The organism is Peribacillus sp. YIM B13477 (assembly GCF_042787955.1).
GTDB classification, from domain to species: Bacteria; Bacillota; Bacilli; order Bacillales; family DSM-1321; genus Peribacillus; species Peribacillus frigoritolerans.
On record NZ_JBHZPD010000001.1, the window covers coordinates 1 to 13,201 of the forward strand.

A 13,201-nucleotide genomic window follows, 5' to 3' on the forward strand; every position below is an offset into this window, starting at 1 on the left:
AAGCAGCGCCTAAAGTGAAAAAAACAACAAATAAAGCTGCGAGGCCGCTGGATAAAAGCTTAAAACCTGGAGATGAAGTAAAGGTCGTAAGCTTTGGTCAAAAAGGTCACTTGATTGAGAAGGTCTCAAATAATGAATGGCAGGTTCAGATCGGCATCATGAAAATGAAAGTGAAGGAGTCTGACCTGGAATTCATCAAGAGCACAAAAGTAAAAGAAACAAAGCCGCTTACCACGATCAAAGGCCGCGATTATCACGTTAGCGTCGAACTTGACCTTCGTGGAGAACGCTTTGAAAATGCCATATCAAGAGTGGAAAAATACGTTGATGATGCTCTTTTGGCCGGTTATTCGAGTGTCTCCATCATTCATGGTAAAGGGACGGGTGCTCTTCGGTCCGGGGTACAGGAATACCTGAAAAATCACCGCTCTGTCAAAAGGATTCGCTTTGGCGAAGCCGGTGAAGGCGGAACAGGTGTTACGGTGGTGGAATTTAAATAAAGGAAAGCGGTCATTCCGGCAATTCAGCCAAGCCGGGTGGCTAGTTACCATTCGGGAGTTGGACCATGGAGAATATGTGGGAAAATGAATATGTATATATAGCTGCTCGTTACAGTGTCGTTATTCTGTGCATGATTGTTTTTTTAGCCATTTTTGAACTTGTCACAAAGTACAAGAACTGGGAGGAGATCAAACAGGGAAACCTTTCTGTCGCGTTGGCAACAGGTGGTAAAATTTTTGGGATCGCCTATGTATTCCAACAGTCCATTCTCCATCAGAATTCGCTTCTTACCATGATTGGCTGGGGCGTCTACGGTTTTGTCCTGCTGTTGATCGGTTATTTCATTTTTGAATTTATGACTCCTGGATTTAAAATAGATGAAGAAATACAAAAAGATAATCGGGCAGTTGGATTCCTATCGATGATCATATCAATCGCATTATCTTTTGTCATCGGCGCCGGAATTTCTTAATGCCCTTCATGAGAGGGAGTAAGCTGTGGAGAAACTTGCAAAAGTCTTAATTGTTTGTTGCGGAATCTTTTTTCTGTTTGGAATCATTTATATGACATTGTTCAACTGAAGCGGCCAGTGTGCCGCTTCTTTTATTTGGTTCTATTAAAAAAAATGGGGGGCCATGTATAATAATAATGGTCAAATAGACTTTTGAAGAGAAGGTGGAATATGGATCAGTCCAAATGGATACAGAAGATTGAAGAATTATCGCTGAATGCTTTACCCGCCATGCAAACGCAAATCTATGATGGATGGGTTATCCGATTTGCGGATGGATATACGAAAAGGGCGAATTCCATCACCCCCATCTATCCATCGAATGAAAATGTGAAAAAGAAAATTTCGAATTGTGAACAATTATATTTTGCAAGGAATGATAAGGCCGTGTACAAAGTGACTCCACAGGCAAACCCTATCAACTTGGATCGTGTGCTGGAAGAGTCTGGGTATGCCCTTGAAGGAACAACAAGTGTCCAGGTATTGAATTTGGCAGATACAGAGTCACCGAATGAAACCAATGTCATAAAGTATGATCATTTACATGATGAATGGTTTCACGATTTCTGCCTGCTAAGTAATATTGATGATCATGATCAAACCATCCTGAAAAAGATGTTAGGGAATATCATTCCAAAAACATGCTTTATGCTGTTGACTGATGAAGGTGGAACCGTTACAGCAAGTGGACTGGGTGTTTTGGAAGACGAATACATAGGCCTGTACAATATCATTACCCATGAAAACTTTCGAAACCAAGGCAATGGTGCAATTCTCGTTCGTAATCTATTGAATTGGGGTAAAGAAAATGGAGCAAAAAATGCTTATCTTCAGGTGATAGAAACGAACGCACCTGCTTTAAGCTTATACGGAAAATTGGGGTTTGAAGAAAAGTATAAGTATTGGTATAGAATTAAAACCAAGAAGTAGAACGCCTCTTTTCAGTGGACGACAAAAGGGATCGGAATGCTCTCCCCGATCTGTGATCTTAAAGGAAATTTGCATATCCTTTATGTTTTTTTCTTGAGGGGTTGTAAAATTTGAGCGTTGATTTCCACTCCAGGCACTCGCTTTCCGCGGGCGGTCGGCCCTCGGCACGCAGTCGGCAAAAGGGAGCGGATTTCTGACTGAAAGGAGTATAGCCAACTCCTTTTTTTGTTTCCCTTTATATATGTCCCATTCCGACATTCCCTGTAGTTGGAATGGGACATATATACTATTCAGCTTTTCATCGTAAGGCCTTTATACTCTGAAATTCGGCAATTGTAAGAAAATCCCGATTGTATTATAATGATTAAGAGTATTGAGAATATTCAGAAGGAGGGGGCAAATGAGCAATAAGCCATGGCAAGCTATTTATCCGGAACAGATACCCGCTGTTTTGTCGTACGAAGATAAACCTCTTTATTCTTTTTTGAAGGAATCAGCCGAAGAATTCCCTGATAAAGTATCGATTCATTTCCAGGGAAAAGAATTAACTTTCCGGGAAGTACATGAATCTGCTTTAAAGTTTGCAGCCTATTTAAAAAGTATCGGACTTCAAAAAGGCGAACGCGTTGCCGTCATGCTTCCTAACTGCCCTCAGGGTGTCATAAGCTTTTTTGGGATATTGATGGCCGGAGGAGTCGTGGTTCAAACGAACCCAACCTATACTGAACGTGAATTAGAATATCAAATGAAAGATTCCGGAGCGAAAATGATTTTAGTGATGGATATTTTATTTCCCCGTGTTTCTGCAGTGGCATCAAGAACGGATATAGAACATATAATTGTAACCGCTATCAAGGAATATTTACCTTTCCCGAAAAATCTTATCTATCCTTTTATTCAAAAAAAGCAATACGGCATTGTCATCAATGTGGAGCATGAAGGGAATCATCATTTATTTTCCGAAATCATGAAACGAAAGATCACTGAAGAAGTCGACACTGTGCCGATCGATGTCAATAATGACCTTGCCCTTTTGCAATATACAGGTGGGACAACTGGCTTTCCCAAAGGGGTCATGCTTACTCATAAGAACTTGCTGGCAAATACGAAAATGTGCAATGCATGGCTTTATAAAAATAAGCGCGGTGAGGAAAGGATCCTTGCGATTCTGCCTTTCTTCCATGTGTACGGTATGACTACGGTCTTGGTTCTTTCCGTCATGGAAGGGAACACCATGATCATCATGCCGAAGTTTGATGTCGAAGCGACGCTTAAAACCATCCAAAAACAGAAACCGACCATGTTTCCAGGAGCGCCAACGATGTATATCGGCCTCTTGAACCATCCGGATATCGCTAAATATGATCTTTCTTCCATCAATGCCTGTATTAGCGGTTCTGCATCATTGCCCTTAGAGGTTCAAGAGCAGTTTGAGAAAATTACCGGCGGGAAGCTTGTTGAAGGCTATGGACTTTCAGAAACCTCACCTGTGACACATGCTAACTTCATTTGGGATCAGCCGCGTGTAAAAGGAAGCGTTGGACTGCCGTGGCCGGACACTGACTCGGCGATTCTGTCCCTGGAATCCAATGAAGAGCTTCCTCCGAATGAAATAGGCGAGATTGCCATAAAAGGACCACAGGTAATGAAAGGTTATTGGAACCGTCCGGATGAAACGGAAAAAACCTTTAAAAATGGCTGGCTGCTTACTGGCGATCTGGGTTATATGGATGAGCAGGGGTTCTTTTATGTCGTCGAGAGGAAAAAGGATACAATCATTGCAGGCGGTTTCAATATATATCCACGTGAGGTGGAAGAGGTGCTATACGAGCATGAGGCCATACAGGAAGTAGTTGTGGCAGGCATCCCTGACCCTTATCGAGGAGAGACCGTCAAGGCCTATGTCGTCCTGAAAAAAAATGCCAGGGTCACTGAAGAGGAATTGAATGAATTTGCCAGAAAGAACCTGGCTTCGTATAAGGTGCCGCGAAGCTATGAATTCAGGGATGAACTTCCTAAAACGACGATAGGGAAGATCCTGAGAAGAGTCCTTATCGAGGAAGAAAAGAAAAAATTATCCGAGGAAAGAAAAGAAGCTTAAACAAGCACCCCCTTTAAACGGAGCAGCGGAAGAGGGCTCCGTTTTGCAGAACAGCTGGACAAGCTATGGATGGTGGCTGTACAATGAACAGAAGTGAAATGTCAGGAGCCTTATATAAGGTTTTGCTTGACAGTAAAGGGTCGTCATTTTATGATAGAAATATGAATGATGGTTCATTCATTTTTCTGAAAGGGGACATCCAGTGAAAAGCAACAGACCAAAGTATAATCAAATTATTGATGCGGCCGTTATTGTCATTGCCCAAAACGGTTACTATCAAGCCCAAGTATCCAAAATCGCCAAACAGGCAGGCGTAGCGGATGGCACCATTTATCTTTATTTTAAAAATAAAGAAGATATCCTAATATCATTATTCCATGAAAAGATGGGCTATTTTGTGGAACAGATCGAAGAAGAGATAAAAGGAAAGACCACTGCTTCGGAAAAACTGCATGTGCTCATCCAAAAACATTTTCAAAACCTTTCAGAAGACGTGAATTTAGCAATTGTCACTCAGTTGGAATTAAGACAGTCGAATAAAGAATTGCGCCTTAGGATTAATGATGTGTTAAGAGGGTATTTAAATTTAATCGATCAGATCATTATAGAAGGAAAAGAGAACGGCGAATTCCTGCCTGATTTAAATAATTTACTTGCCAGGCAGATGATTTTTGGAACGATTGATGAAACTGTGACGACTTGGGTCATGAATGAGCAAAAGTATTCGCTTCCTGACCTTGCACCAGACGTTCACCGCCTGCTGATTGGCGGCTGTGGCCTGAAAAGTTAACGATTTAAATAGAGGATGGCTAGCCATCCTCGAAAGAATCGGTTAATTCAACTTCCAGCTTTAACTGGAAGTGATACATAGAGAATTATCAAAAAAGTTTGACTATCATGCCTGGAGGGATTGATATGGAATATCTTAAGCTTTCTGTCGAAAATCATGTGGCTTTTATAACGATTGATCATGCACCAGCAAATGCACTTTCTTCGGCTATCATCGGAGAGCTTTCACAGGCATTCGATCAAATTGGGAAAGACGAGGCCGTACGGGTTGTCCTTCTTCATGGTGAAGGAAGATTCTTCTCTGCAGGAGCGGACATTAAAGAGTTTACGGAAGTGAAAAACGGGAAAGCTTTCGAGAAGCTGACCAAGAATGGTCAATCTGTATTTGAGAAAATCGAATCTTTTCCAAAACCGGTCATTGCAGCCATCCATGGAGCGGCGCTTGGCGGAGGATTGGAGCTGGCTATGGCCTGCCACATCCGCTTAGTCACCGAAAGGGCTAAACTTGGTTTGCCTGAGCTGCAGTTGGGCTTAATCCCCGGATTTGCTGGGACCCAACGTCTTCCTCGTTACGTAGGCATGGCAAAGGCAGCTGAAATGCTGTTTACAAGTGAACCGATTTCAGGCACAGAAGCTGTGCAATGCGGATTGGCGAATCATGCCTTCACGGATGAAGAACTGATTCCAAAAGCTAAGGATCTAGCCAATAAAATTGCCAAGAAGAGCCCACTGGCATTAAAGTCGGCCATTGAGTTATTGAATTATTCCAAGCATGATTCCTACCATAAAGGTGTGGAAAGGGAAGCTGCCCTCTTTGGCCAGGCTTTCGATACTGCCGATGCACAAGAAGGAATCGCCGCTTTTATTGAAAAAAGGGAAGCTGTATTCAAAGGGAAATGATGTTTCGGTTTAAATAACTATTTTTATATATCATGCAGGATTTTGGTGAAACCTGTAGAACATTACTATATATCAATAAAATTCATAATCTTCAAAACTCAAATTATTCGGGAGGTATTATCGTGAACATTTATGTACTGCTGAAAAGAACATTTGATACAGAAGAAAAAATTACACTATCCAACGGGAAAATCAATGAGGATGGGGCAGAATTCATCATTAATCCATACGATGAGTATGCAGTTGAAGAAGCAATCCAGGTGCGTGATGCACAAGGCGGCGAAGTAACGGTTATTTCTGTCGGAACAGAAGAGGCAGAAAAGCAATTACGCACAGCGCTGGCAATGGGTGCTGACAAAGCTGTATTGATAAATATAGAAGACGACATAGAAAATGGCGACCAATTCACGACTGCCAAAATTATTGGCGAATACTTAAAAGATAAAAATGCGGATCTAATCATTGCAGGGAACGTTGCAATCGATGGCGGCTCTGGTCAAGTGGGACCACGCGTTGCCGAAATTTTGGGAATTCCTTATATTACAACCATTACTAAATTGGACATAGAAAATGGAAATGTAAGCGTTATCCGTGATGTCGAAGGGGACTCTGAAACGATCGAAGCCTCTCTTCCATTATTGGTGACAGCGCAACAAGGGCTAAATGAGCCACGTTATCCTTCATTGCCAGGAATCATGAAGGCAAAGAAAAAACCGCTTGAAGAATTGGAATTGGATGACCTGGATTTGGAAGAGGACGATGTTGAGGCCAAAACAAAAACGATTGAAATTTACCTTCCTGCTAAAAAAGAAGCTGGAAAAGTTTTGGACGGGGAAATCAGTGCTCAAGTTACCGAGCTTGTTCAGTTATTACGCAGTGAAGCAAAAGTGATTTAATCGAAACGGTACATCTCAAAACAACAACACACGACAAAAAGAAAAATAGAGCACAGGAGGTTTTTATAAATGGCTAGAAAGTTTCTTGTATTGGGCGAAGTTCGTGATGGTTCACTAAGAAATGTATCATTTGAAGCTATCGGTGCGGCTAAGCTTGCAGCGGATGGCGGGGAAATCGTTGGTGTTTTAGTTGGTGACAGTGTTCAGAATTTCGGTGATGAATTGATCCAGTATGGTGCAGACCGGGTTATTGCAGTCGAAAATGATCAATTGAAACAATATACTTCAGATGGATATGCGCAAAGCTTGCTTGCCGTCATCGAGCAGGAAAAGCCGGAAGGAATTTTCTTTGGACATACAGCCTTAGGAAAAGACCTTGCACCTAAATTGGCTGGAAAACTTGAATCAGGATTGATTTCCGACGTTACATCCATTGAAGAAGAAGGTGGAAATATCGTTTTCACCCGCCCGATATATTCTGGTAAAGCATTTGAAAAGAAAATTGTTACAGCTGGCGTGATTTTCGCGACAATCCGTCCGAACAATATCGAACCATTAGCGAAAGATGAGTCCCGCTCTGGTGATGTTTCTACATTAAGTGTGGATATTAAGGACTTACGGACAATCATTAAGGATGTTGTTAGAAAAGCCAGTGAAGGGGTCGACCTTTCAGAAGCGAAAGTAATCATCGCGGGCGGCCGTGGCGTGAAAAGTGAAGATGGTTTTGAACCATTAAAGGAACTGGCACAGGTTCTTGGAGGAGCGGTAGGAGCTTCCCGGGGAGCATGTGATGCAGACTATTGCGATTACTCATTACAAATCGGACAAACGGGTAAAGTCGTAACACCTGACCTTTATATCGCCTGCGGAATTTCCGGTGCGATCCAGCATTTAGCGGGAATGTCCAACTCCAAGGTTATTGTTGCCATCAATAAAGACCCGGAAGCTAACATATTCAATGTAGCTGATTATGGAATTGTCGGAGATCTTTTCGAAGTCGTTCCATTACTTACGGAAGAATTCAAAAAACTTAAAGTTAACGCGTAATAGAAATAATACAGATGAGGGGCAAGACATTCGGCATAAGCCGATACATGTCTTGCCCCTTTGTTTGCGCTAATGGGGAGGTTTTTTTGCCTGCATAGTTACTTTTTTTTTGGACATCCTACCACTGAAGCAAAATATTAGCATCGTTTTGAGCAACAGTGGTATACTGTTTTTAGTTATTTGAGTAAATTTGAGGAGGAAATATATATGGCTATTGTAAATGCAACTGACCAAACTTTCACAACAGATACTAGCGAAGGTGTCGTTCTTGTAGACTTTTGGGCTCCATGGTGTGGACCTTGTAAAATGATCGCTCCTGTTCTTCAAGAGCTTGATACTGAAATTGGCGATACAGCAAAAATCGTAAAAGTGGATGTAGATGAAAACCAAGAAACAGCTGGAAAATTCGGTGTGATGAGCATCCCGACATTAATCGTCCTTAAAGACGGTGAAGTGGTCGATAAGGTTGTTGGTTTCCAACCTAAAGAAGCACTTGCTGAACTTATTGCAAAACACGCGTAATAGTAAGATAGCTAAAAAAAGCTTCAAGTCTGCGGACTTGAAGCTTTTTTCGCTATCTTGATATATAATGATTGTAAAAAAGGGAGAACAGGAGGCTGAATGCATGAATCAACAAATAAAGAATAAACTTGCCCTTCTTCCCGATCAACCAGGTTGTTATTTAATGAAAGATCGTCAGGGAACGATCATATATGTAGGCAAAGCGAAGGTGTTGAAAAATCGTGTCCGTTCTTATTTTACGGGATCTCACGATGGTAAAACATTTCGACTCGTGAACGAGATTGAGGATTTCGAATACATTGTCACCTCTTCCAATATCGAGGCTCTTATTTTAGAGTTGAACTTAATCAAAAAACATGACCCAAAATATAATGTCATGCTAAAGGATGATAAGACGTATCCTTTCATCAAGCTGACTGCGGAACGCCACCCGCGTCTAATCATTACGCGAAAAGTCAAAAAAGACAAAGGGAAATATTTCGGTCCTTATCCGAATGCATTTGCAGCTAACGAAACGAAAAAATTGCTCGACCGCATCTATCCCCTAAGAAAATGCAATACGTTACCGGATCGCGTTTGTCTCTACTATCACCTTGGTCAGTGCCTGGCCCCATGTGTATATGATGTAGAGGAACAGGAATATAAAAAAATGGTCGATGATATCAACCGGTTCTTGAACGGCGGGCATACTGAAATAAAAAAAGAACTGACTGAAAAAATGCTGGAGGCATCGGAAGAACTCGATTTCGAGAGGGCCAAGGAGTTTCGTGACAAGATTGCCCATATCGATATTACGATGGAGAAGCAGAAAATGATGACGACCGATTTCATCGACAGGGATGTATTTGGCTTTGCCTATGATAAAGGCTGGATGTGCGTTCAGGTATTTTTTGTCCGGCAGGGTAAATTGATAGAAAGGGATGTTTCGCTTTTTCCGGTCTACGATGAACCCGAACAGGAACTTCTTACATTCCTCGGTCAGTTTTACGAGATTACGAACCACTTTAAACCAAAGGAAATCTTGCTGCCTGAATCTGTGGATGCCGAAATGGCGGAAGGGCTGCTTGGTGTCAAAACGATTCACCCGAAACGGGGAGCGAAAAAAGACATGCTTAAATTGGCGAATAAAAATGCCTCCATCGCCCTTCAGGAAAAATTCTCTTTGATTGAGAGGGATGAAGAAAGAACGATCAATGCGGTGGAAAACCTTGGGAAACAATTGGGTATTTACACCCCGCATCGAATTGAAGCTTTCGATAACTCCAATATTCAGGGAAGTGACCCCGTTTCCGCTTTAGTCGTGTTCATTGATGGGAAGCCGGAAAAAAGAGAGTACCGAAAATATAAGATCAAGACGGTCCAGGGACCTGATGATTATGAATCGATGCGGGAAGTGGTCAGAAGAAGGTATTCACGAGTATTGAAAGAAGGGCTGCCGCTTCCGGACTTGATCATCATTGATGGCGGAAAGGGACATGTCGAAGCGGTACGGGATATTCTGGAAAATGAATTAGGCTTGGATATTCCACTTTCAGGCCTCATTAAGGATGAAAAGCATAGGACCTCGCAATTGATGATCGGAAATCCGCTTGAACTTGTACCTCTTGATTCAAGGAGCCAGGAATTTTACCTATTGCAAAGAATTCAGGATGAAGTGCATCGGTTCGCGATTACGTTTCATCGCCAGCTACGCGGGAAAAATGCGGTTCACTCCCAGCTTGATGATATTCCAGGAGTCGGGGAAAAGCGAAGGAAGCAATTATTAAGGCATTTTGGATCATTGAAGAAAATCAAAGAGGCGACGGCCGAGGAAATCATGGAAGCTGGCATGCCAAAAGGGGTAGCCGAGGGAATCGTTAGAAAATTACAAGAATAATCTTGCTACTGATAAATCTCTATGCTATGATTAAAAGGAATTTTTAACTAGACAACTTAAAAGTGCTGATAGAGGTGCGGAATTCAAGAGTAAAAACCTGGAGAAGTATGAGCTTCCATGAAAGGTTTTGAAAGGGGACGCCGCCGAAGGAAGACAAGACTCATACCTTGTCCTCCTGGTCCGACATTTAAGAAATGGCGGATTGTCAGGGTTTATACCCTGGAGAGCTATCTCACTGTGATTACAGTATTAAGATATGTGACCACAGCAATGAGATATTTCTCATTGCTTTTTTTATTGCCTAAAAAGTAGAGAGGGTGCATGAGGATGGCATTAATCGTTCAAAAATTCGGCGGAACATCCGTCGGTAGCGTAGAAAAAATCAAAAATGTTGCCAATCGGGTAATCGAGGAAGCGGAGAAAGGAAATGAGGTTGTCGTCGTTGTTTCAGCTATGGGGAAAACAACGGACCAATTGGTTTCCATGGCGTGTGATATTTCCGGATCCCCGAGCAAGAGGGAAATGGATATGCTATTGACGACTGGGGAACAGGTAACGATTTCCCTGTTAACGATGGCATTGATTGAAGAAGGACATGAAGCCATTTCGTATACCGGCTGGCAGGCTGGCATGCAAACGGAATCCGTTCATGGGAATGCCCGGATTTTAAACATCGATGCCACGAGGATCCAAGCCCAGCTTGAGGAGAAGAAAATAGTGGTCGTAGCCGGTTTCCAGGGTAACGATGCAAATGGGGAAATCACTACCTTAGGGCGAGGCGGTTCCGATACGACGGCAGTTGCCATCGCAGCAGCGCTTAATGCGGATAGATGCGATATTTATACAGATGTAACGGGTGTATTCACAACGGACCCACGCTACATAAAAGGCGCGCGAAAACTCCAATCCATTTCTTACGATGAAATGCTGGAACTTGCCAACCTGGGGGCGGGCGTCCTTCACCCAAGGGCTGTCGAATATGCAAAAAATTATCAAATTCCGCTTGAAGTCCGTTCAAGCATGGAGAGAGAATCAGGTACGATCATTGAGGAGGAAGCAACTATGGAAGAAAACTTAATTGTACGCGGCATTGCTTTTGAAGACAGTATTACGAGGGTCACAATATATGGTTTGCCCCAATCACTTGGTGCATTATCCACGATCTTCACGACGCTTGCGAAAAACCGGATCAATGTGGACATCATCATTCAAAGCATGACTGCCGAGGATACGACGAATCTATCTTTTTCCACAAAAAGTGAAGATACGGAAGCGGCCTTGATCGTGCTGGAAAATAATAAAGATCAATTGGGATTCGACCGGGTCGAAACGGAGAGCGGATTGGCCAAAGTGTCCATCGTCGGTTCTGGTATGGTATCCAATCCGGGAGTGGCTGCCGAAATGTTTGAAGTGATGGCCAATACAGGCATCCAGGTGAAAATGGTCAGCACATCGGAAATTAAAGTTTCGACCGTCGTCAATGAAAAGGAAATGGTGAAGGCGGTTGAATCCCTTCATGAAGCATTTAAACTTGGTCAGCATGCAAATGTGCTAGCTTAAGTGTCAGGAGTCCAATAAAAAACAGACTTCCGGTAAAAAGGGTAAGTCTGTTTTCAGGGCTCATTAGATTGGATCTCTGGGATCCCATTGGATGGTGAATATCACTTTTTTTGCGCGGCGTTTGATTTCTTCCGTTGATTCGCTGAGGAATTTTTTTTGCAGTGTAAACTGCTCGGCAAGGAAACCGGCTTCAAGTTGGAAGTGACAATCAGGGTGTAAATCCAAGCGGCGGCTGATTATTTTACCTGTCAGGGATAATTCCATCTGGTGTTTCGTATACTTCAAGATTTCCAGATTGCCCCATCCAGCGCTTTGGAAAAATTCAATCACTTCCTGATCGCCATTCAATGGGAATTTTCTTGCTAATTGTTTACCTGCCCAATAGAGGATTTGATTAGAGTCTTTTCCAAGAATATCGTTCAATAGAACTTCTCTGATTAATTCGTATCCGAAAGCTGGAACTAGGAATTCCTCAGTTTGAATTTCTTCCGTTTGAATCTCTTCTTCTATCGCAGCAGCAATATTTTTTTTCATAATTTATCGCCTCTTTCTGTAAATCTATTATAAACGTATTTCTTTTGCAAATTATACTGTTTTTTATTTATTTAAATCACATTTGGAAAAAAATGAGAAATTATACCGAGATATTAATAGTTAAATTAGAAATTTATTCAAAATATCATCTTGACAAACAAAAAATACCCAATATAATCCAATAAAATCTATTCTGAAAAAGAGATTTCTTGTATCCGTTTTCTTGACGCACATAGAAGTCAGGAGTAAAATGGACATGTCACATAATTGTAAAGGAAGTATAGAGGAGTTTTTTTGACTCTATACTGTATTTTCACGCGGAGATAAAAGGTAGCCACCAGTTTATCTTTGCATGATTTTTCACAAATTAAGGGGGGGCACTTAGTGGCAAAAAATCGTGAGTTTGGGAATCGCAGGCTTCATTCACTTCTAGGAGTAATTCCAATTGGTCTATTCCTAATTTTTCATTTATCTGTAAACTTTATGGCAACAAAAGGAGAAGAAACTTTTAATGGGGCAGTTCATTTAATTGAGTATACGCCCGTGAAGATTTTGGTAGAATGGGTCGTCATCTATCTACCGCTCATTTTCCATGCTGTGTACGGAATCTATATTGCCTTTACAGCAAAAAACAATTTAGGCAGATTTAGTTTCTTCCGTAACTGGATGTTCATGCTACAACGCCTAACTGGAATCATAACGTTGATTTTCCTTGTTTGGCATATATGGGCAACTAGAATCCAAGCAGCTATGGGTGCTGAAGTTAACTTTGACATGATGGCAGAGATTTTCTCTAGTCCATTCATGATTGTGTTCTATATTGTTGGTATTATCTCGGCAATCTTCCACTTTGCTAATGGATTATGGTCATTTGCTGTGAGCTGGGGTCTTACAGTTTCACCAAGATCGCAAAGAATCATGACTTACTTTACATTGATCGTTTTCGTTCTTCTTTCTTATATCGGAATCAGCGCAATTTTCGCATTCGTATAAGAAGATAGAGTTCATTTATAAGAATTAGGAAAAACATAGCT

General features: G+C 41.8%; 13 protein-coding genes and 1 riboswitch. Of the genes, 12 read left to right on the forward strand and 1 reads right to left on the reverse strand.

Annotation, left to right across the window (positions count from 1 at the left end):
• From ACFX4H_RS00005 to ACFX4H_RS00055, 11 genes are all read left to right on the forward strand, one after another.
• Window positions 1-500, forward strand: a 500-nt coding sequence (locus ACFX4H_RS00005) for a Smr/MutS family protein (protein ID WP_377433379.1), incomplete at its 5' end; no start/stop codon positions are given.
• Window positions 501-565: 65 nt separating this feature from the next.
• The gene (locus ACFX4H_RS00010) at window positions 566-973 is read left to right on the forward strand and encodes a DUF350 domain-containing protein (RefSeq protein ID WP_034309012.1); all 408 of its coding nucleotides are present in this window, start codon (window positions 566-568) and stop codon (window positions 971-973) included.
• Between the two features lie 210 nt (window positions 974-1,183).
• On the forward strand, window positions 1,184-1,942 hold the full coding sequence (locus tag ACFX4H_RS00015) for a GNAT family N-acetyltransferase (protein ID WP_241634808.1): 759 nt from the start codon (window positions 1,184-1,186) through the stop codon (window positions 1,940-1,942).
• Between the two features lie 400 nt (window positions 1,943-2,342).
• Window positions 2,343-4,043 carry a long-chain-fatty-acid--CoA ligase gene (locus ACFX4H_RS00020; protein ID WP_063590480.1) on the forward strand — a complete coding sequence of 567 codons (1,701 nt, stop codon included), beginning with the start codon at window positions 2,343-2,345 and terminating at the stop codon, window positions 4,041-4,043.
• 202 nt (window positions 4,044-4,245) lie between these two features.
• Entirely contained in the window at window positions 4,246-4,833 is a 588-nt protein-coding gene (locus ACFX4H_RS00025) for a fatty acid metabolism transcriptional regulator FadR (protein WP_053535880.1), read from the forward strand.
• A gap of 125 nt (window positions 4,834-4,958) precedes the next feature.
• Window positions 4,959-5,732: an enoyl-CoA hydratase gene (locus tag ACFX4H_RS00030; RefSeq protein ID WP_034309002.1), complete on the forward strand. Its 774-nt coding sequence runs from the start codon at window positions 4,959-4,961 to the stop codon at window positions 5,730-5,732.
• Window positions 5,733-5,854: 122 nt separating this feature from the next.
• Window positions 5,855-6,628 (forward strand): electron transfer flavoprotein subunit beta/FixA family protein, encoded by a 774-nt coding sequence (locus ACFX4H_RS00035; protein ID WP_057276670.1) that lies wholly within the window; start codon window positions 5,855-5,857, stop codon window positions 6,626-6,628.
• A gap of 69 nt (window positions 6,629-6,697) precedes the next feature.
• Complete coding sequence (locus ACFX4H_RS00040) at window positions 6,698-7,675, forward strand: electron transfer flavoprotein subunit alpha/FixB family protein (protein ID WP_034308997.1); 978 nt, start codon at window positions 6,698-6,700, stop codon at window positions 7,673-7,675.
• 201 nt (window positions 7,676-7,876) lie between these two features.
• The gene (gene trxA, locus ACFX4H_RS00045; RefSeq protein WP_328113193.1) at window positions 7,877-8,197 is read left to right on the forward strand and encodes a thioredoxin; all 321 of its coding nucleotides are present in this window, start codon (window positions 7,877-7,879) and stop codon (window positions 8,195-8,197) included.
• A gap of 103 nt (window positions 8,198-8,300) precedes the next feature.
• On the forward strand, window positions 8,301-10,073 hold the full coding sequence (gene uvrC / locus ACFX4H_RS00050) for an excinuclease ABC subunit UvrC (protein ID WP_053535876.1): 1,773 nt from the start codon (window positions 8,301-8,303) through the stop codon (window positions 10,071-10,073).
• A 61-nt stretch (window positions 10,074-10,134) separates the two neighbouring features.
• Window positions 10,135-10,311: riboswitch (Lysine riboswitch) on the forward strand.
• Between the two features lie 89 nt (window positions 10,312-10,400).
• A complete protein-coding gene (locus tag ACFX4H_RS00055) occupies window positions 10,401-11,633 on the forward strand; it encodes an aspartate kinase (RefSeq protein WP_241634805.1) in 1,233 nt (410 codons plus the stop codon).
• Window positions 11,634-11,696: 63 nt separating this feature from the next.
• Here the strand turns inward: ACFX4H_RS00055 and ACFX4H_RS00060 are convergent, their stop codons facing one another.
• On the reverse strand, window positions 11,697-12,167 hold the full coding sequence (locus ACFX4H_RS00060; RefSeq protein ID WP_052137307.1) for a YslB family protein: 471 nt from the start codon (window positions 12,165-12,167) through the stop codon (window positions 11,697-11,699).
• Between the two features lie 384 nt (window positions 12,168-12,551).
• Here ACFX4H_RS00060 and ACFX4H_RS00065 point away from each other — a divergent pair, with 384 nt between their 5' ends.
• Window positions 12,552-13,160, forward strand: coding sequence for a succinate dehydrogenase cytochrome b558 subunit (locus ACFX4H_RS00065; RefSeq protein WP_034308986.1), 609 nt, complete (start codon window positions 12,552-12,554; stop codon window positions 13,158-13,160).
• Window positions 13,161-13,201 lie beyond the last annotated feature (41 nt).